At 67.3% G+C, this 19244-nt stretch carries 19 protein-coding genes; 12 read left to right on the forward strand and 7 right to left on the reverse strand.

Annotated features, from left to right (window positions below; translation table 11 throughout):
- The first annotated feature begins 61 nt into the window (after window positions 1-61).
- Window positions 62-586, forward strand: a complete 525-nt coding sequence (locus IB258_RS22755; protein WP_192353249.1) for a preprotein translocase subunit SecD — start codon at window positions 62-64, stop codon at window positions 584-586.
- A gap of 16 nt (window positions 587-602) precedes the next feature.
- Here IB258_RS22755 and IB258_RS22760 read toward each other — a convergent pair whose 3' ends face one another.
- Window positions 603-1457, reverse strand: a complete 855-nt coding sequence (locus tag IB258_RS22760) for a 3-keto-5-aminohexanoate cleavage protein (RefSeq protein WP_175163835.1) — start codon at window positions 1455-1457, stop codon at window positions 603-605.
- Complete coding sequence (locus IB258_RS22765; protein WP_192353250.1) at window positions 1454-2416, reverse strand: 3-hydroxyacyl-CoA dehydrogenase family protein; 963 nt, start codon at window positions 2414-2416, stop codon at window positions 1454-1456. The genes IB258_RS22760 and IB258_RS22765 overlap by 4 nt, the downstream gene beginning before the upstream one ends.
- A gap of 122 nt (window positions 2417-2538) precedes the next feature.
- On the opposite strand from IB258_RS22765, the gene IB258_RS22770 reads away from it, so the two are divergent.
- Together IB258_RS22770 and IB258_RS22775 are read left to right on the forward strand one after the other, a co-directional pair.
- Window positions 2539-3480 (forward strand): LysR family transcriptional regulator, encoded by a 942-nt coding sequence (locus IB258_RS22770; protein WP_054459021.1) that lies wholly within the window; start codon window positions 2539-2541, stop codon window positions 3478-3480.
- Between the two features lie 87 nt (window positions 3481-3567).
- Window positions 3568-4035 carry a MarR family winged helix-turn-helix transcriptional regulator gene (locus IB258_RS22775; RefSeq protein ID WP_370127811.1) on the forward strand — a complete coding sequence of 156 codons (468 nt, stop codon included), beginning with the start codon at window positions 3568-3570 and terminating at the stop codon, window positions 4033-4035.
- A 21-nt stretch (window positions 4036-4056) separates the two neighbouring features.
- Here IB258_RS22775 and IB258_RS22780 read toward each other — a convergent pair whose 3' ends face one another.
- Window positions 4057-5046 (reverse strand): XdhC family protein, encoded by a 990-nt coding sequence (locus IB258_RS22780; protein WP_119451814.1) that lies wholly within the window; start codon window positions 5044-5046, stop codon window positions 4057-4059.
- Window positions 5047-5107: 61 nt separating this feature from the next.
- On the opposite strand from IB258_RS22780, the gene IB258_RS22785 reads away from it, so the two are divergent.
- The 5 genes from IB258_RS22785 to IB258_RS22805 all read left to right on the forward strand — a co-directional run bounded on the left by IB258_RS22785 (window position 5108) and on the right by IB258_RS22805 (window position 9521).
- The gene (locus tag IB258_RS22785; RefSeq protein ID WP_054459028.1) at window positions 5108-5734 is read left to right on the forward strand and encodes an NTP transferase domain-containing protein; all 627 of its coding nucleotides are present in this window, start codon (window positions 5108-5110) and stop codon (window positions 5732-5734) included.
- A 248-nt stretch (window positions 5735-5982) separates the two neighbouring features.
- Window positions 5983-6945 (forward strand): amidohydrolase family protein, encoded by a 963-nt coding sequence (locus IB258_RS22790; protein WP_059378445.1) that lies wholly within the window; start codon window positions 5983-5985, stop codon window positions 6943-6945.
- A gap of 20 nt (window positions 6946-6965) precedes the next feature.
- A complete protein-coding gene (locus IB258_RS22795; RefSeq protein WP_192353251.1) occupies window positions 6966-7790 on the forward strand; it encodes an alpha/beta fold hydrolase in 825 nt (274 codons plus the stop codon).
- A 30-nt stretch (window positions 7791-7820) separates the two neighbouring features.
- On the forward strand, window positions 7821-8870 hold the full coding sequence (locus IB258_RS22800) for a 2,5-dihydroxypyridine 5,6-dioxygenase (RefSeq protein ID WP_054459034.1): 1050 nt from the start codon (window positions 7821-7823) through the stop codon (window positions 8868-8870).
- Window positions 8871-8900: 30 nt separating this feature from the next.
- Entirely contained in the window at window positions 8901-9521 is a 621-nt protein-coding gene (locus IB258_RS22805) for an N-carbamoylsarcosine amidohydrolase (RefSeq protein WP_119451813.1), read from the forward strand.
- Between the two features lie 78 nt (window positions 9522-9599).
- On the opposite strand, the gene IB258_RS22810 is transcribed toward IB258_RS22805, so the two are convergent.
- From IB258_RS22810 to IB258_RS22825, 4 genes are read right to left on the reverse strand one after another with little or no spacing between them, the layout of a single operon-like run.
- Window positions 9600-10118, reverse strand: coding sequence for an aromatic-ring-hydroxylating dioxygenase subunit beta (locus IB258_RS22810; RefSeq protein ID WP_054459037.1), 519 nt, complete (start codon window positions 10116-10118; stop codon window positions 9600-9602).
- Between the two features lie 17 nt (window positions 10119-10135).
- Window positions 10136-11425, reverse strand: coding sequence for an aromatic ring-hydroxylating dioxygenase subunit alpha (locus IB258_RS22815; RefSeq protein WP_119451812.1), 1290 nt, complete (start codon window positions 11423-11425; stop codon window positions 10136-10138).
- Window positions 11426-11463: 38 nt separating this feature from the next.
- Window positions 11464-12762 carry an NAD(P)/FAD-dependent oxidoreductase gene (locus IB258_RS22820; protein WP_054459043.1) on the reverse strand — a complete coding sequence of 433 codons (1299 nt, stop codon included), beginning with the start codon at window positions 12760-12762 and terminating at the stop codon, window positions 11464-11466.
- Window positions 12763-12764: 2 nt separating this feature from the next.
- A complete protein-coding gene (locus IB258_RS22825; RefSeq protein WP_054459045.1) occupies window positions 12765-13079 on the reverse strand; it encodes a non-heme iron oxygenase ferredoxin subunit in 315 nt (104 codons plus the stop codon).
- Window positions 13080-13482: 403 nt separating this feature from the next.
- Between IB258_RS22825 and IB258_RS22830 the strand changes: the two genes are divergently transcribed.
- The 4 genes from IB258_RS22830 to IB258_RS22845 all read left to right on the forward strand — a co-directional run bounded on the left by IB258_RS22830 (window position 13483) and on the right by IB258_RS22845 (window position 19224).
- Window positions 13483-14586, forward strand: coding sequence for a TRAP transporter substrate-binding protein (locus IB258_RS22830; protein ID WP_054459047.1), 1104 nt, complete (start codon window positions 13483-13485; stop codon window positions 14584-14586).
- 185 nt (window positions 14587-14771) lie between these two features.
- On the forward strand, window positions 14772-17174 hold the full coding sequence (locus IB258_RS22835; RefSeq protein WP_175163642.1) for a xanthine dehydrogenase family protein molybdopterin-binding subunit: 2403 nt from the start codon (window positions 14772-14774) through the stop codon (window positions 17172-17174).
- Window positions 17171-17998, forward strand: a complete 828-nt coding sequence (locus IB258_RS22840; protein ID WP_119451809.1) for a xanthine dehydrogenase family protein subunit M — start codon at window positions 17171-17173, stop codon at window positions 17996-17998. Before IB258_RS22835 ends, IB258_RS22840 begins: the two co-directional genes overlap by 4 nt.
- A 5-nt stretch (window positions 17999-18003) precedes the next feature.
- Entirely contained in the window at window positions 18004-19224 is a 1221-nt protein-coding gene (locus IB258_RS22845; RefSeq protein WP_119451808.1) for a 2Fe-2S iron-sulfur cluster-binding protein, read from the forward strand.
- Window positions 19225-19244: the final 20 nt, after the last annotated feature.

A 19244-nucleotide genomic window follows, 5' to 3' on the forward strand; every position in this document is an offset into this window, starting at 1 on the left:
CACGAACGCAGGCTCGCGGCCCGCAGCTGCGGCCTCAATGATTCATGAGAGGTATACAGCCATGACACGTCGCATCATTCTTCCGGCTTTGATTGCATCGAGCGCATTGCTGGCTGCTTGCCAGCCCATGGTGGCCCAGAAGGGCGCGAATGCCGCGCCCCGCGCCGCCCAGCCTGCGCCGCAAGACACCGCGGCGCGGGCGCGGACGGCCATCCCGGCGGTCGAGTTCCGCCTGACGCAGGACCAGCCGGGCGCCGATCTGCGCGAGCTGCGCATGTCCGACAAGACCTACTACTTCCTGCTGGCGCCCGCGCTTACCCGGGCGGACCTGAACACCGCCACGCCCATGAAGACCCGGGAGGGGCAGCCTTTTGTCAGCTTGCGATTCACGCCGCCAGGCGCGCGCAAGCTGGCGCAGATCGGCCGCCAGTACCCCGGGAAGTGGCTGGTGTTCACGATAGACGGCAGGCTGGTGGGCGTGCCGCGCATCGCAGGCCCCATGGAGGAGGGCATCCTGAACCTGACGATGAACTCGGAGGAGCAGGCAATCAGCGTTGCGCAAGCGATAGAAGGGGCGGCGCAGTAGCGCCGCCCAGGCGGAGTCAGCCGATCGCCCCGTAGATGCGGCGCGCGTCGGCGGCCGTGGCCAGCGGGCGGCCCAATGCCTGCGCGCCTTGCGCGGCCTGCAATACCAGCGCCGAGTTGCCCGGCGCGGTGCTGCCGTCGCGCAGCTTCAGGTTGTTCTCGAAACCCACGCGCATGTGCCCGCCGAACGCCGCGGCCGTGGTGACGCAGGCGTTTTCCTCGGGGCCGAAGGCGCATACCGCCCACGGCAGGGACTGGTCGTACGCGGCCAGGAAGGGCAGCAGGTCATAGGCCGAAGAGGTCTGGCCCGCGCTGTAGCGGCCCAGCACGAACAGCACCGACCACGCTCCTGGCGGCACCAGGCCGCGCGCGCGCAGGGACAGCCAGCGGCGCACGTCGCCTTCGTCGTACAGGATGATCTGGGTCATGATGCGGCGCTCGGCGATCCAGGCGAGGAAAGCCGCCAGCTCGCTTTCCGGGATCTCCGGCACGGCGATCTCGCGCAGCCCGATGGACACGGCCTCGGGTTGCAGCTCGCGCACCAGGGCGATCTGCTCGGCCGCCTTGTAGACGCCGGCGGCTTCGCTGGTCACCTGCACCAGCAGTTCGTCGCCCACGGCGCCGCGCACCGCGGCCAGGGCGTCACGGTAGGCCTGGGCGTCCAGCAAGTGGCTGCCGTCAGGCTTGCGCACGTGCATGTGCATCATGGCGGCGCCGGCGTCCAGGCAGGCGCGCGCTTCGCGCGCCAGAGCCTCGGCGGTAAGCGGCACGGCCGGATGGTCGGCGGCCTTTTTGTAGGCGCCATTGGGCGCCACGGTAATGATGACGGGCGAGTCGGCCAGCGCGGCGCGGGGCAGGGGGGTGTTGCTCACGGCTTGATCTCCGGCAGTTCGGGTGCAATCAGGTCCAGGCCGGCGCGCAACAGACGGTCGTAGCGCGCGCGCTCGGCAGCAATGGTTTCGGGCGTCCAGGCGTAAAAGCCCTCGCCCGTCTTCATGCCGTGGCGTCCGTCCTGGGCGCGTTCGGTCAGGCAGCGCGCCGGCTCGCTGGCGTTGCAGAAGGTGGGGTACATGGTGGCGCCGGCGGCGGCATGCACATCGATGCCGGCATGGTCGCGCTGCATCACGGGGCCGGCCGCCAGGAAGCGGAAACCGAAGCCGAAACGCACTGCCGCGTCCACGTCTTCCGGCGAGGCGATGCCGCGGTCGATCAGGTCGAAGGCTTCGCGCGACAGCGCGTGCTGCAGGCGGTTGGCCAGAAAGCCAGGCAGGTCCTGGCGCACCTTCACCGGCACGCTGCCGCAGCGCCGCATGAATTCGATCAGCGTGTCGGCGCAGGCGTTGTCGCTGGCTTCGCCCAGCACCACTTCCACCAGCGGCACCAGATGCGCGGGCATGAAGAAGTGCAGGCCCAGCATGCGGCCGCGGGTAGCCAGGCCCTGGCTGATGGCGCTGATCGGGAAGCTGGAGCTGTTGCTGGCCAGGATGGCATCGGGCCGGGCGCGTTGCGCCAGGTCCGCAAACAGCGCCTGCTTGATGTCCAGGCGTTCGGGTATGCACTCGATGACCAGGTCCACGCCGGACCAGTCCACCTCGTCCAGGCTGGCGGCGGTGGACAGCAGGGCGGCGTTCGCTTCCCGGCCTATGGTCTTGAGGTTTTCCGCGACACGGGCGGGCACGCCCGCCGCGCGCTCGGCATTCGATTCGATCACCGTGGTCCGGCAGGCCGCGCGGGTCAATACCACGGCCACGTCGGCGCCCATGGTGCCGCCGCCCACCACCACCGCATGCGCCGCGCCCGGATTGGGCAGCGCGATCGCGTCCGTCTGCATGGTTTGCTCCTTCATCTAAAACTACGCTGCGGGCGAGTGTAGAGAACCTGTTTTGATTGATGAATCAGATTTTTTGGATAGAATGATCTTATATTTAGATCAATAGAGGGGCCGCGCCAGGCATGCAGATCAATCTTTCGATGCGCGATATCGATACCACGCTGGTGCTGGGCCGCACGCTCAACTTCCGCCAGGCCGCCGCGCAGTTGCACCTGTCGCAATCGGCTCTGTCCACGCAGATCCAGCGCATCGAAGAGGCGCTGGGTGTGCGCCTGTTCGACCGCACCACGCGCACCGTCCGCCTCACCGCCGCCGGCGAGGTCTTCATGCAGCAGGCTGCTGCGCTGCAAGTGGCCTTCCGCGACGCCATTGCCGCGGTCAGCGGCATCGTCAACGCGGAACAGGGGCAGGTGTCGGTGGCGGCCTTGCCCTCGATCGCGGCCCGCCTGCTGCCGCGGGTGCTCATGACCTATCGCCAGGCCCATCCGCTGGTCGCCCTGAAAGTACGCGATACCTTGTCCGGGCCGGCTTTCGATCTGGTGCGCGCGGGCGAAGTCGACTTCGCCCTGACCGCGGCGGACCCGCAGCATGCGGATCTGCACTACGTGCCGCTGATGTCCGACAGTTTCCTGCTGTTGATCCCCGAAGCCCATCCACTGGCGCGCGCCCGCGGTCCGCTGCGTTGGGCCGATACGGCGGATGCGGGGCACGTGTCCATGGTGCAGCCCAGCAGCGTGCGGCAGTACACGGAATGGGCTTTCCTGCAGAACCGGATACGCTTTACGCCGGCCTTCGAGGCCGAGCATCTGACCACCATCGTCGCCATGGTCGAATGCGGATTCGGCGTTGCCGCGCTGCCCGAAATCGCCGCCGCGGCGGTAGCGCAAAATGGCATCGTCCAGCGTCCGCTGATCGGACCGGTGGCCGAGCGTTCGATCGGGCTGGTCACGGCCCGCAACCGCAGCCTGTCGCCCGCCGCGGCGGCGTTGGTGCAGACCTTGAAGGAGTATCTGGCGCAGCAGGCGCGCCAGGCCGGGCCGGTGGTATTATCCTCAGTACACTAACTAAACTGGAGCTGCCTCAACGTGCCGGATGTACAGAAAAAGACGACGTCCCAGAAGCGCGTCGCAACTCATAAGACAGACACCAAGATCTTCGATCCGGCCAAGCAGGTGCTTTGGTCGCGTCCGGGATATCTGGTGCGGCGCCTGAACCAGATCCACTACGCCATGTTCTACGAGGAGTGCAAGACGCAGAACGTGACGCCGGTGCAGTATGGCGTGCTGACCGCGCTGTCGCTCAGTCCCTGGCTGGACCAGACCGCCATCGGCATGGAGCTGGGGCTGGATCGCACCACCACCGCAGACGTGGTCAAGCGCCTGCAGGAGCGCGGCCTGGTGGAACGGCGCATCAATCCCAACGACAAGCGCTCGCGCCAGGCCGTCATCACCCAGGAAGGCCTGCGCATCATGGGCATCCTGCAGGAAGGCATGGCGCGCGCCCAGCAGCGCCTGCTGGAGCCGCTGTCCACGCGCAATCAGGAAATCTTCATGAAGCTGCTTTCCACCCTGGTGGAAGCCAATAACCAGTACAGCCGCACCACGCTCAAACCCATGTAGGGCCGAGGCCGGCTGCCTGACTCAGCCTTGCAGCGCGCTGGTCTGCGGCGCGCTGCGGGCGGCTTCGCCGTCGCCCAGCGTGTTGCGCACCCAGATCAGTTCGGCCGCGATCGCCACGGCGATCTCGGCCGGCGTCTTGCTGGCGATGCGCAGGCCCACCGGGCCGTGCAGGCGGGCGATCTGGCTGTCGTCCAGGTCGAACAGCCGCAGCCGCTCGCGGCGCTTCTGCTGGTTGGCGCGCGAACCCAGCGCGCCCACATAGAAGGCCCGCGATTTCAATGCTTCCAGCAAAGCCATGTCGTCGAGCTTGGGATCGTGGGTGACCGCCACGATGGCGGTCCGCTCGTCGGTGCCGATTTCCAGCACGGCGTCGTCGGGCATGCTGGTGAGCAAGGTAGCCTGGGACTGGTTCCAGTCGCCGTAGAACTCCTCGCGGGGGTCGCAGACCGTGACGTGGAAATCCAGCGTGGCGGCGATGTTGGCCAGCACCTGGGCGGTCTGGTTGGCGCCGATGATGAGCAGCCGCCAGCGCGGGCCGTACACGCTGCGGAAGATGCGGCCGTCGAAGTCCGGGCCGTCGGCCGGACCGGCGGGAGACACCGAGCTGCTGCCGTCCTGCAGGTCCACCGTGCGTTGGATCAGGCCATGGCCGCGTATGGCTTGCAGCACCAGGTCCAGCCATTGCGTGTCGCGCAGCGGTTCGCTGATCAGGCGCAACGTGCCGCCGCAAGGCAGGCCGAAGCGCGCGGCCTCGTCGCGGGTGACGCCGTAGGTCAGGCGCGCCGGGGCATCCTCGAGCGTGCCTTCGCGGGCGCGCAGCATCAGGTCGTCTTCGATGCAGCCGCCGGAAACCGACCCGACCATGCGGCCGTCCTCGCGCAGCGCCAGCATGGCCCCGGCCTGGCGCGGGGCCGATCCCCAGGTCTGCACCACGGTCACCAGGTGCACGCGGCTGCCCGCGGCTACCCAGTCCCGCGCATGTTGCAATACGTCCAGATCCAGAGCGTTCATCGGCTTCTCACAGTGAAAGGCCGCGGCGCTGCCACGGCTTATATTCACTATACTGATCATCATGGCGACTGTCTCTAGTGTCTATCCCTACCCGATCCCCGCGCGCGTCGGCATCCTGTTGGCTGCGGGGCGGGGCTCGCGCTACGCCGCGCGGCGGCCCGGCGCCGACAAGCTGCTGGCGCCGCTGCCGCAGGGCGCGCGGGTGGCGGCGGCCAGCGCGCGCACGCTGCGCGCGGCGGTGGAGATGGTCGTCGCCGTGGTGCGGCCCGGCAGCGCCGCGTTGGCCGGATTGCTGCGGGCCGAAGACTGCGTGGTGTTGGAGACCGACCGGGCAGAGGAGGGCATGGGCGCCAGTCTGGCCGCGGCGGCGCAGTATTTGCAGGGCCTGCCCGGCACGCCTGCCACGGTGCTGGTCGCGCTGGCCGACATGCCCTGGATCCAGCGCGCCAGCCTGGCGAGCGTGCTGGAGGCGCTGCGCGATGCGCCCATGGCCGCGCCCTCGTACCAGGGGCAGCGCGGCCACCCGGTGGGATTCCGCGGAGACCTGCTGGCGCAACTCGCCGCGCTGAGCGGGGACGAAGGCGCGCGGCGGCTGCTCAAAGGGCCAGGCCTGCAATTGGTCCCCGTCGATGATCCCGGGGTGTTGCGCGATGTCGACACGCCTGCCGACCTGGACGAAGACGGCTGAACGCCGCCTGCGGGCAAGGCCGCCGCGGCGGCCTTTTTTTGCGCTTCGGGATTTCCCTAATTTGTCAGTACGCTGACTATAAAGTCAGTATACTGACGTAAATTCGGAAGCCCTCGCAGGGCTTTTCCCAATGGGAAAGCGGCTGCGCGCGATTCCGGTTGTTCCGATGTAATAGTCAGTGTACTGATAAACAATGCTGACGCGCCGTGGCAGGACAGGGTCCGCGCCATCAAACTGGGAGTAGGGGAATGAGCAAAGTACGCAAGATCGCGTTTGAGGAGCACTACACCGCGGTCGGATTCAAGGACTATTCGAAGAGCTTCGCGCAGCACATCGATCCCGCCGTGCTGGCCGACCTGGCCGCGCGCCTGGTGGATTTCGACGAAGTCCGGCTGGGCGAAATGGACCGCGGCGGCATCGACTATGTCATCCTGTCGCAGACCGGGCCGGGCGTGCAGGCCGAAGCCGACGCCGCCGTCGCGCTGCGCCGCGCCAAGGAGAACAACGATTTCCTGGTCGAGCAGGTGGCCCGCCACCCGACGCGCTACGGCGCCTTCGCCACCGTGCCCATGCACGATCCTCTGGTCGCCGCCGCAGAACTGGAGCGCTGCGTCAAACAGCTGGGCTTCAAGGGCGCGCTGATTAACGGCCACACCAATGGCGTGTACTACGACGGCCGCGCCTATGACCCGTTCTGGGAAAAGGTGCAGGAGCTGGACGTGCCCGTCTACCTGCACCCGTCCGATCCCTACGTCATTCCGCAGGCCTACTCGGGCCACCCCGAGCTGGTGGGGGCATGCTGGGGCTGGGGCGTCGAAACCGCCACCCATGCGCTGCGTTTGCTGTTCGGCGGCGTGTTCGACCGGTTCCCCGCCGTCAAGCTGATCCTGGGCCACATGGGCGAAGGCCTGCCGTTCCTGCGCTGGCGCTTCGACAGCCGCTTCGCGGTCTATTCGCACGGCATCAAGCTGGCGCGCGCGCCGTCCGAATACCTGGGCAGCAACATCCTCATCACCACGTCCGGGGTCTGTTCGCCTCCCACGCTGATGGCCGCCATCGCCGAAATGGGCCGCGAGGCGGTGATGTTCTCGGTCGACTATCCCTACGAATCGACCGCGCTGGCCGTGGAATTCATCGAGCAGACGCCGATGGACGACGCGACCCGCGAACTGATCTGCAACGGCAACGCGCGACGCCTGTTCAAACTCTGAGTCCAGCCCGGGAGACCGACATGAGCAACTTCCTGTACGGCGGCAACGTCCATGCCAACGGCATCCGCCAGCATTACCTGCGCTACGGCGGCGAACGTGGGGCGGGGCGCGATCCGGTCATCATCGTGCCGGGCATCACCAGCCCGGCGGTCACCTGGGGCTTCGTCGGCGAGCGCTTCGGCGCGGCCTTCGACACCTATGTGCTGGACGTGCGGGGCCGCGGCCTGTCCGCAGCCGGCGCGACGCTGGACTACAGCCTGGACGCGCAAGCCGCCGACGTGCTGGCCTTCGCAGAGGCGCTGGGCCTGGCGCGCTACAGCGTGGTCGGCCATTCGATGGGCGGACGCATCGGCGTGCGCGCCGGGCGCGGCAAGCCGGCAGGACTGAGCCGCCTGGTCCTGGTGGACCCGCCGGTGTCCGGTCCCGGCCGCCGGCCGTATCCCGCCAAACTGCCCTGGTACGTCGATTCCATGGCGCAGGCGCGGCACGGCATGGACGCCGAGGCCATGCGCGCGTTCTGCCCGACCTGGACCGAGGAGCAGCGCCAGCTGCGCGCCGAATGGCTGCACACCTGCGACGAGCGCGCCATCATCCAGAGCTTCGAGGCCTTCCAGAGCGACGACATCCATGCCGACCTGCCGCGCCTGGACGTGCCGGTGCTGCTGATCACGGCGGAGCGGGGCGACGTGGTGCTGGACGCCGACGTGGCCGAGATCCAACGGCTGGCGCCCGGCACGCAACACCACCGCGTGCCCACCGCCGGCCACATGATTCCGTGGGACAACGAGGAAGGCTTCTATGCCGCCTTTGGCGATTTCCTGGGCGCGCCGCTGGCGCGCGGCTGAAGCGCGCGACCGTCAAGCAAGGAGGGCATCATGCCTATAAGCGACTATGAAATGGTGAAGGCCTGGCAGCAGGTGCTGACCCTGTCCAAGCTGCAAGCGGGGCAGACCGTCACGGTGCTGACCAGCGCGGCCACCCATCCGCAAACCCTGGCGACGGCGCTGATCGCGACGCAGGCCATGGGCGCCATCGTGAACCGCCTGGACCTGCCGCCCGTCAATGGCGAGCGGGCGCTGAGCCGGGACTCGCTGGCCTACCTGGGCACCACGCCGCTGACCGGCAACAAGGCCGCCATTGCGGCCTTGAAGGAAAGCGACCTGGTACTGGACCTGATGACGCTGCTGTTCTCTCCGGAACAGCACGAGATCCTGGCGACTGGCACCAAGATCCTGCTGGCGGTGGAGCCGCCGGAAGTGCTGGCGCGGCTGGTGCCGACCGAGGCCGACCGTGCGCGGGTCAAGGCGGCCGCCGCGCGCATCGGCGCGGCGCGCGAGATGAGCGTGGTATCCGAGGCGGGCACGGACCTGCGCTGCCCGCTGGGCGAGTTCCCGGCCATCAGCGAATACGGCTTCGTCGACGAACCCGGGCGCTGGGACCATTGGCCCAGCGGCTTCGTGCTGACCTGGCCGAACGAAGGCGGCGCCAACGGCAAGATCGTGATCGACGTCGGCGACATCCTGCTGCCGCAGAAGCTCTACGTGCGCTCGGCCATCGAGCTGACGGTCGAGAACGGCTACGCCACGCGCATCGACGGCGGCGTGGACGCGGAACTGCTGCGCGAGTACGTGGCCTCGTTCAAGGACCCGGAAGCCTACGCGATTTCGCACATAGGCTGGGGCCTGCAACCGCGCGCGCACTGGACCACGCTGGGGCTGTACGACCGCGAGGCCACCATAGGCATGGACGCGCGCGCCTACGAGGGCAATTTCCTGTTCTCGCTGGGTCCCAACAACGAGGCCGGCGGCAACCGGACCACCACCTGCCACATCGACATCCCCCTGCGCGCCTGCACGGTGCGGCTGGACGGGGAGGACGTGGTGCGCCAGGGCAAGGTGCTGGACGGTGCCGGCCTCCAGGCTTAGCACGCAATCACCGTACTAGGAGTTCCCTACATGAATGACGATATCTCGGCCTACGCGCGCCAGGGTTTCGGCACGGCGATGGCGCCCAAGGCGCCCTATGGCCTGCTGATCGTGGACCTGGTCAACGGCTTTGCCGATCCGGCGGTATTCGGCGGCGGCAACATCCCCCAGGCCATCGAGCAGACCGTAGGCCTGCTGGCGCATGCGCGCAAGCAGGGCTGGCCGGTGGCGCACAGCCGCATCGTGTTCGCCGACGACGACGCGGACCACAACATCTTCACCTTGAAGGTGCCGGGCATGCTGACCCTGAAGGAAGCGGACCATAACAGCGCCATCGTGCCGCAGCTTGCGCCCGCGGCCGGCGAACTGGTGGTGCGCAAGACGGTGCCTTCGGCGTTCTTCGGCACCAGCCTGGCGGCCTGGCTGTCGCAACGCGGCGTGCAGACGCTGCTGGTGGCGGGCGCGGTCACCAGCGGCTGCGTGCGGGCCAGCGTGGTGGACGCCATGCAGTACGGCTTCCGGCCGCTGGTGGTGTCGGATTGCGTGGGCGACCGCGCCATCGGCCCGCATGACGCCAACCTCTTCGACATGCAGCAGAAGTACGCCACCGTGTTGACGCGGGACGAAGCCATGCGCGCTACGCAGGCCTGAGCTGGCGCCGCAGACCGGCACAAAAAAAGGGTTGCGCCCCGTGGCGCAACCCTTTTTTTTGCATTGCCCTTCCGCGTTCTAGACGGGATAGACCAGGTCGTTGGCCAGGATGGTGGTGTCATACACCACCTGCCGTTCCTTCAGCTTGAGCACGCCGTCCTGCCGCGTGTAGCGGTCGTAGTAGGTGCCGGCCAGGTGCAGGGTGGTGGGACCTTCCACCAGCGTCTGCATCAGCATGAATGCCGCCTGGGACTCGATCTCGCCATCCGCGGATTCGCTGATGACGCGGGTGTTGCTGACCAGATGCAGCATGTAGCGCGGGGCGAACATCTGGGTGCGAGAAATGGCCACGGCGCGGTCATGCATCATGGCGCGGCCTTCGGAGTACACCAGGCCGACGGGCAGGCCCAGTTCGGCGTTCTCGCGCGCGGTGACGCGGTACAGGCCGTCCTCGGTGAAGAAGTCCGGCCAGGCCTCGACCTGGCCCGCGTCCAGGGCGGCGCAGTAGTCGGCGTGGAATTCCTCGATCTCCAGTCGCAGCGCGATGGCGCGCGCGGGATCGATCTTGCGGGGGGAGTATTCGAATCGGGTTCTCATGTTTCCTGGTTCCTGCCTCAGAAGCCCATCACGCTGCGGTAATAGCTGTACATGGAGCGGATCGCGGCTTCCGAGATCAGCGTGTTGGAGGTGCCTTGCTTGCCGGACTCCAGCTTCAGCACGTTGACGTCGGTGCTGGCGCGGCGCACGCCTTCCTGCACGAACTTCATGGCTTCGTTGTCTTCCAGGCCGAGGAAACCCGCCGGCCCCATCAGGTTGCCCTGGCGCAGACGGTGGCGCTCCATCTCGGGCGTGTCGTCCTCGTAGCCGAACATGGTCCATTGCATGATCATGCTGTCGGGCCCGTTGGGCACGATCTGGCGCACGCCCAGCGTGTTCATTTCACGTTGCACGATCAGGTTGGGCCAGACGGTCTGCATGGTGACCGACCAGGGCGAGTCGAATTCCTTGACGAACTCCAGGAAGCGGTCGTCCTGCAGGTGCAGGCCGTCGTGGAAGGAGCGCATTTCCTTCTTGTTCTCTTCGCTGACGTTGGCGTACTTGTCCTCGCTCTTGGCCGAGGCCATGGTGCCATGGCGGCCATGCACCGGATCGACCAGCATGGCGGACTTGTTGCCCGCCACCAGCAGCCCGAACACCACCAGGAACGAATGCAGCAGGGTTGCGTGGTACGGATCCTTCAGGTTCTCGTGGTACATCTTCCAGTTGCACGGCAGCTCGTTGCGGTAGTAACCGTGGATCTTGAGCTTCTTGCCCGGGAAGACGGTGTCGAAATCGGCCAGGATTTCGGGTGTCAGGTATTCCTCGATGGGTTCGACCTCATCGCTGTAGGACGCGAAGATGACGCCGTTGCGCGTGGTGACGCGCAGCTTGCGCAGGCCGTGGTCTTCGTTCTTGAAGTCCTTGGGCATGCCGCCCTCGCGGTTCACGCCGCGCTTGAAGGGGATGCCCTGCAGATTGCCCTTCAGGTCGTAGGACCACTGGTGGTAGGGGCAGACGAATTCCTTGGCGTTGCCCTGGCTGTGGCGGCAGAACTCCGCGCCGCGGTGGGCGCAGCGGTTCTCGAACACATTGACCGAGCCGTCTTCGGCGCGCGACACCACCACCGGGGTCGGCCCCACGTAGGACCGCTTGTAGTCGCCCGGGTTCGGCAGCTCGGCTTCCAGGGCCACGTAGTTCCAGGTCTTGCCGTGGAAGATCTTTTCCACTTCCTGGTCGTAGACGGCGCGGCTGGTGTAGACCCAGTCGGGGATGTAGTGCAGCGCGTCTTCCGGCCAGACACAGTCGGCCAGGGCGGTGTCCTTGGACGCCATCGTAAGGCCGATGACGGTTTGCGATTGATACATGAAAAGCTCCTGTCGATGCGGGGGCGGTAATGGTGGGGTCAGGACGCGGCGGCGTTCTGCTGGCAGGCTTTCACCAGCGGCTTGAGCGCCACGGTCTCGTCGGCATAGCGCTCGGGATCGATGGCGATGCCTTGTTCGAACAGCACGCGCAGCTGGCGCAGGTCGCCGCCGGCGTTGATGGCGATGGCATGCACCGGCACGCCGTCGCGGTGGCCAAGCCAGATGAACTTGGGCGCCTCGGCCTGCGCCTGGGGCACGCCGCGGCAGGCATAGACGAGGTCCGGCTGGGGCAGGCCCAGCATCTGTACGTTGCAGCCATATTGGTCCGTCCAGAACCACGGATAGGGCTCGGCCGGCGCGGGCTGGTCCAGCATGCCGGCCGCGGCCGCGCGCGCCTGTTCGTTGGCGTTCTGCCAGGATTCCAGCCGCAGCGCCATGTTCAGGTGACGCCGGTGCTGGCTGGCGCAATCGCCGGCCGCATATATATTTGGGTCGCTGCTACGGCAGGCGGCGTCCACCGCGATGCCGCCATTGGCGGGATCCAGCGCCAGACCGGCTTGTGCGGCCAGCGATACGTCGGGCACCAGGCCGATGGCCACCACCACGACGTCGGCCTCGATAGAGGAAGCGTCTTGCAGTTCTATATTGAAGCGCGCCTGATGCCGCACAGCGGCATCAGCATGGGGCTGCCAGTCGGTGCGCGCGATGCGCGCGTCCAGGCGCAGGTCCACGCCGGCGTGGCGGGCGCGTTCGGCCAGCCAATCCGACAGGGCCGCGGGCAGCACGCGTTCCAGCAAGCGGGGCGCGCTTTCCAGCACGGTGACTGCGGCGCCCAGGGCGCGCGCAGTGGACGCCACCTCCAGGCCCAGGAAGCCGCCGCCGATGACGGCCACGCGCGACTGCGGCGTGAGGGCGGCGCGCAGCGCCGCGGCATCGTCCAGCGTCCTGATGTAATGCACGCCCGGCGTGCCGCGCGGCAGGCTGGGCAGTTCGCGCGCCCGCCCGCCGGTGGCGAGCAGGCAGCGGCTATAGGGGAGGCTGCGGCCGTCGGCCAGTTCGACCAGACGGTTGGCAGCGTCGATCCGCAAGGCCTGCATGCCGGTCAGCAGGGTGACGCCTTGCTGCGCATAGAAGTCTTGGGGGTGCACAGCGGTCTGGCCATGCGCGCCGGGGCTTTGCAGCACGTCCTTGGACAGGGGCGGGCGCTCATAGGGCGCGTGCGCTTCCTGGCCGATCAGCGTGATGGGGCCGGCATGGCCCAGGCCGCGCAGCGTGGCCGCCGCCACCGCGCCGGTCTGGCCGGCGCCGATGATGAGGATCGGATCTGCGTCAGCCATGGTCAGCCTTGCAGGTTGGCATAGATGTCCTGGCCTTCGACCTTGACCGGATAGATGCGGATGCCAGTGGTGGCGGGTGCGCACATGGCCTGGCCGGTGCGGATGTCGAATTTGGCCTGGTGGAGCGGGCATTCGATGCAGCCGTCTTCCAGATAGCCGTCGGACAGCAGCGCGTAGGCGTGGGTACAGACATTGTCGGAGGCGTGGAACTCGCCTTCGATGCGATACAGCGCAAGCTGCTTTTCGCCGGCGGCGACGGGGATCACCTCGTCGTCTTCGGTCAGTTGGTCGGTAGAGGCAATGCGGATCCAGTTCATATCAACTCGCTCGTCAGTATGCTGAGTAATTGTCGTCAGTGTACTGCCTAAAAAAACAAGTCAGGAGCTAGGGATTTCCCCGACAGGCGGCGGGTCGAAGGGCGGCGGCGCGGGCCTATTATGCACGGCGTTCGCGGTGCGCAATCGCGACCGTCCGCTATATGTAAGGAGTACCCGCAAATAGCCCTCGGACCCGTGAAAAAAAACCGCCGGAATGAGTGGAAACCCAGGCGTTTCGCGGGCGTCGGCAGTGGGGATTTACCTTGTTGACACTCAAAATTACTGTCAGTATGCTGATCAACAATTCAGTGTGCTAACGTTTTTTTCGGATGTACGCGAGTGGCGTTGGCATGAGTTGAGGCGGGTCCAAGGGGACTCAATCGAACCAGATCGGGAGCAATGAATGCAACGACGCCGTTTCCTCGCACAAGCCGCCGGCGCAGCCGGCGCGGGCCTCGCCACCGTGGGCATGCCCGCCGTCGCGCAATCCGCGCCGTCGGTGCGCTGGCGCATGTCCACCAGCTGGCCCAAGAGCCTGGACACTATCTACGGCTCGGCCGAAGAACTCTGCAAGCGCGTGGCGCAGCTGACCGACGGCAAGTTCGAGATCCGCGCCTTTCCCGGCGGCGAACTGGTGCCCGCGGCGCAGAACATGGACGCGGTCAGCAATGGCACGGTGGAATGCAACCACGTGCTGAGCACGGCCTACATCGGCAAGAACACCGCCCTGACCTTCGACACCGGCCTGTCCTTCGGCCTGAGCGCGCGCCAGCATAACGCCTGGATCGCCTACGGCGGCGGCTTGAAGATGCTGCGCGCGCTCTATAAGAAGTACAACATCGTCAACCACGTCTGTGGCAACGTCGGCGTGCAGATGGGCGGCTGGTATCGCAAGGAGATCAAGTCGGTCGCCGACCTGAAGGGCCTGAACATGCGCATCGGCGGCATCGGCGGCATGGTGCTGTCCAAGCTGGGCGCGGTGCCGCAGCAGATCCCGCCGGGCGACATCTATCCCGCGCTGGAAAAGGGCACCATCGACGCGGCCGAATGGATCGGCCCCTACGACGACGAGAAGCTGGGCTTCAACAAGGTGGCGCCGTACTACTACTCGCCGGGCTGGTTCGAAGGCAGCGCCTCGATCACCAGCATGGTGCACGACAAGGCATGGGAAGCCCTGCCGCCGGCCTACCAGGCAGCGTTCGAGGCGGCGGCCGGCGAGCAGACCATGCGCATGCTGGCCAACTACGATGCGCGCAATCCGCTGGCGCTGCGCAAGCTGATCGCCGGCGGCGCCAAGGTCAGCTTCTTCCCCAAGGAAGTGATGGACGCGGCGTACAACGCCTCGCAGGAACTGTGGGCCGAACTCTCGGCCAAGAACCCGGACTTCGCCGCCATCTTCCCCGATTGGAAGAAATTCCAGGCCGAGCAGGCGGCTTGGTTCCGTGTGGCTGAAAGCCCGCTGGACAACTACACCTTCGCCGCCGTGGCGAAGGCCCAGGCCAAGTAACCAGTGTCCTGCCCCGCAGATACGCCCGCACGAAATCCCCCCATGAACGTTAGGGCGTCGTTGCAAATCCTCGCGATACCTTCGGGTATCGCTGCGGTTTGCGCCTAGCCCCGACGCTCGTGGAGGAATTTCGCCAGGCGGACGCATCTACGGGACAGGACACTAACAGGAGATAAAGGGTAGTCATGACGACAGCAAACGCCGATACGCACGGCCGGCCAGGCAAGCCGCAGGGAGTGGGCGCGCGGGTGCCGCGCAAGGAGGACGCGCGCCATCTGCACGGCAAGGGCAATTTCGTGGCCGACATGGCCATGCCCGGTCTCTGCGAGGTGGCCTTCCTGCGCAGTCCGCTGGCGCATGCGCGCATCGCTTCGGTGCGCGTGGCCGAGCAGATCGCGGACAAGGCGTTTGTGCGTCAGGCCATGGCCGATGCGCGCGACATCGTGGCGGATTCCACCTTGCCCAGCTACCAGGTGTCGGCCCAGCCGCCGCTGGCCTCGGGCAAGGTGCGCTTCGTGGGCGAGCCCGTGGCCATGGTGTTCGCGCCGACCCGCGCCGAAGCCGAGGACTACGCCGAGATGATCGAGGTCGACTACGACGACCTGCCTGTGTATGCGGACGTCGTCAGCGCCCAGGCGGCCCAGGGCGATTTCGTGCACGAGCAGTGGCGCGACAACGTCTTCGTCACCCTCAATGTCGACAAGCAGTTCGATGAGCTGGCAGCGCAGGCGGACGTGGTCGTGCGCCGCAAGATCGACCTGTCGCGGCAATGCATGGTGCCGATGGAAGGCAAGGCGGTGCTGGCCTACTGGGACCACCAGGCCGACCAGCTGGTGGTGGTCAGCGCGACCCAGGTGCCTCATATGATCCGCAGCGTGCTGGCCCAGTGCCTGGACCTGGAGCAGGGCCGGGTGCGGGTGGTGTCGCCGGACGTGGGCGGCGCCTTCGGCTACAAGTGCGTGCTGCAGCAGGAAGAGCTGTGCGTGGCCTGGCTGGCCAAGACCTTCAAGAAGCCGTTCCGCTTCATCGAAGACCGCCGCGAACACCTGACCGCGGGCGCCAATTCGCGCGAGCACCATTATGAAATGGTGGCCTACGCGGATCGCCGCGGCAAGCTGCTGGCGTTGGACGCCAAGATCACCATCGACGGCGGGGCCTATTCGGTCTGGCCGTTCACCATCGGCCTGGAACCGGGCCAGGCCATCGGCAACCTGCCGGGACCGTATGCATTCAAGGGCTATCGCTGCGTGACGCGGGCGGTGGCCACCAACAAGCCGGGCTTCGTGCCGTATCGCGGCGTGGCGCGCACGGGCGTTTGCTTCGCCATGGAATTGACGATGGACGCGATCGCCCGCGAGGTCGGACGCGAGCCTTGGGAAATCCGCCAGGAAAACCTGGTGCAGGGCGAGCAGATGCCCTACGTCAACGTCACCGGCAAGCACCTGGACAGCGGCGATTATCCCGCCAGCCTGCAACAGGCCATGGACATGATAGGGGTGGACGCGATCCGCGAACGCCAGCGCCAGGGCGAGGCCGACGGCCGCCTCATCGGCGTCGGGCTGGCGACGTACACCGAACAGGCCGCGCACGGCACCTCGGTGTTCGCGGCCTGGGGCACGCCCGTGATACCGGGCTTTGACCAAGCCACCGCGCGGGTCACGCCGGACGGCGGGCTGGAACTGCGGGTCGGCGTGCATTCGCACGGGCAGGGCATGGAAACCACCTTCGCCCAGATCGCCAATGAAATCCTGGGCGTGGACGTGGCCAGCATCAAGCTGCTGCATGGCGACACCGGTCAGACGCCGTTCTCCACCGGCACCTACGCCTCGCGTTCGCTGGTGATGTCCGGCGGCGCCGTGTCGCAGGCCTGCAAACGCCTGCTGCCGCGGCTCACGCATATCGGCGCGCATCTGCTGCAGGCCGATCCCGCCAGCGTGACCTGGAACGGCGACCGGCTGGAAGCCGGCGGCAAGTCGGTGTCGGTCAAGGACGTGGCCGACGCCTGGTACTTGCGGCCGCAATTGCTGCCGCCCGACGTGGACGCCGCTGGCCTGGAAGTCACCGTGGGCTACAAGCCCAAGGTCGACACCGGCTGTTTCACCTATGCGACCCATGCGGCGGTGGTGGCGGTGGACCCGGGCACGGGCGGCGTGGAGATTCTGGATTATGTGGTGGTGGAGGACTGCGGGACCATGATCAATCCCATGGTGGTCGAAGGCCAGACCATAGGCGGCGTGGCCCAGGGCATAGGCACCGCGTTCTACGAGGAAACACCTTACGACGACAACGGCCAGCCGCTGGCCTCGACCCTGGCGGACTACATGCTGCCAGGCGCCACCGAGGTTCCGAACATGCGCCTGCACCACTTCGAGACGCCGTCGCCGCATACGGAGTTCGGCGCCAAGGGCATGGGCGAGGGCGGCGCCATCGCGCCGCCGGCGGTGCTGTTCAACGCGGTCAACGACGCGCTGCGGCCATTGGGCGCAGTCGAACTGCTGCGCACGCCGCTGTCTCCAACCCGGGTGCTGGCCGCCATCGCTCAGGGCAGCCGCAAGACCGCCACCGTTGCCACGGAGGTGACGGCATGAAGGCTGCTGCATTCGAATACTCCCGCCCGGACACCCTGCAGGACGCCTTGCGGGCGCTGCGCGGGCACGAGGGCCGCGCCAAGCTCATGGCTGGCGGCCAATCGCTGGGCCCCATGTTGAATCTGCGCCTGGCGCGTCCGCCCGTCGTCATCGACATTTCCGGCCTGTCCGAACTGCGCACGGTGTCGCGCCAGAATGGCAAGCTGCGCGTCGGCGCGGCCGTGACCCATGCCGAGATCGAGGACGGCGTGCACGAACTGCTGCGCGGCACGCCCATGCAGCAGGTGGCGCCGGGCATCGCCTATCGCGCCATCCGCAACCGCGGCACGCTGGGCGGCAGCCTGGCGCATGCCGATCCGGCGGCCGACTGGGTGCTGACCGTGGTCGGCCTGGGCGCGACGCTGGAGATCGCGGGGCCGGACGGCGTGCGCATGCTGCCGGCGGAAGACTACATGCAGGGCGCCTATACCACCGGGCTGCGCGAAGACGAGCTGATCGCCGCCGTGCACATCCCGGAAGCCGGGCCGCAGGCGCGCTGGGGCTACTACAAGTTCTGCCGCAAGACCGGCGAGTTCGCCGAGGCCAGCTGCGCCGCGTGGTTCGATCCGTCCTCGAAGACGGCGCGCATCGCGGTGGGGGCCCTGGACGGCGCGCCCAGATTGCTGCCCCAACTGGCCGCGCGCATCGCGCAGCAGGGGCTGGCGGGCCTGGATGAAGCGCTGCTGGCCAGCGAGCTGGCCGGGGTCATGCAGGACAAGGATGAACACCATCGCAAGCTGCACGGGACCGCGGTGACGCGCTGCCTGGCGCAGGCCTTGGGTTGACAGGAATGAGCATGGTTCAGGTGACATTGGAAGTAAACGGCAAGCGCGTATCGCACGAGGCGCCCGCGCGCATGCATCTGGGGGATTTCCTGCGGGATCAGGCACGCCTGACCGGCACCCATCTTGGCTGCGAGCACGGCGTCTGCGGCGCCTGCACGGTGCTGGTGGATGGCGCACCGGTGCGCTCCTGTATCTCGTTCGCGGTGGCCTGCGAAGGCCGGCAGGTGACCACCATCGAAGGCTATGACGCCGATCCGGTGATGCAGCGGCTGCGCGCCGCCTTTACCAAACACCACGCCCTGCAATGCGGCTATTGCACCCCGGGCATGCTGGCGACCTCGCGCGATATCGTGCTGCGCCTGCCGGATGCGGACGAAGGCCGGGTGCGTGTGGAGCTGTCCGGCAATCTGTGCCGCTGCACCGGATACATGGGCATCGTCGCCGCCGTCATGTCGGTGCTGGCCGAACTCAGGGAACAGCCCGACCCCGCGGTAGAGACGCTGCGCGCCGCTCAGGCGCAGGGCCGGGGCGCCGCGCCAGCAGCGGAAAAACCGGTGGCGTTCGCGGGGTTCACGCCAGCGTCGGCCAGCCAGCCGGCCGCAAGCGCCGCTGCGGCGCCGGCGCCGGCCGCAGCCCCGGCCGGTAAGAAGGAAGGCAAGAAAGAGGGCCGTGGCAGCCAGATCGACGGCGGCTTCAAGGTGCCTTTCCCGGCTGCGGACGTCTGGGCCTTCATGGTGGACCTGCCAGCCCTGGCCAGCTGCCTGCCGGGCGCGTCGATCGAGGAACACGAAGGCGACCGGGTCAAGGGCAAGATCGCGATCAAGTTCGGCCCCATGTCCGCCGCCTTCAATGGCGCGGCCCGCCTGGAACGCGACGACGCGGCCATGCAGGCGGTGTTTCGCGGCGCGGGGCAGGACTCGCTCAGCCAGTCGCGCGCCAACGGCGACATCACGTATCGCCTGGAGGCGCTGTCGGCCAACGAGACGCAGGTCCACGTGAACCTGCTGTATTCGCTGCAGGGGCCGCTGGCGCAGTTTTCGCGTTCGGGCCTGGTGCAGGACTTCGTGCGCCGCATGATCGCGGACTTCGGCAACAACGTCACGGCCAGACTGCGCCGACCCGCTGCCGCGGGTGAGGCGCCGGTCCAGGCCAGCTTCAATCCCACAGCCATGTTCTTCAGCGTGCTGTGGGCGCGCATCAAGCGGTGGTTCGGCCGCGGCGGCTGAACACGCGGGGTACCAGCGGC

The sequence above is a fragment of the Achromobacter sp. ACM02 genome, assembly GCF_014851605.1.
GTDB classification, from domain to species: domain Bacteria; phylum Pseudomonadota; class Gammaproteobacteria; order Burkholderiales; family Burkholderiaceae_B; genus Achromobacter; species Achromobacter aegrifaciens.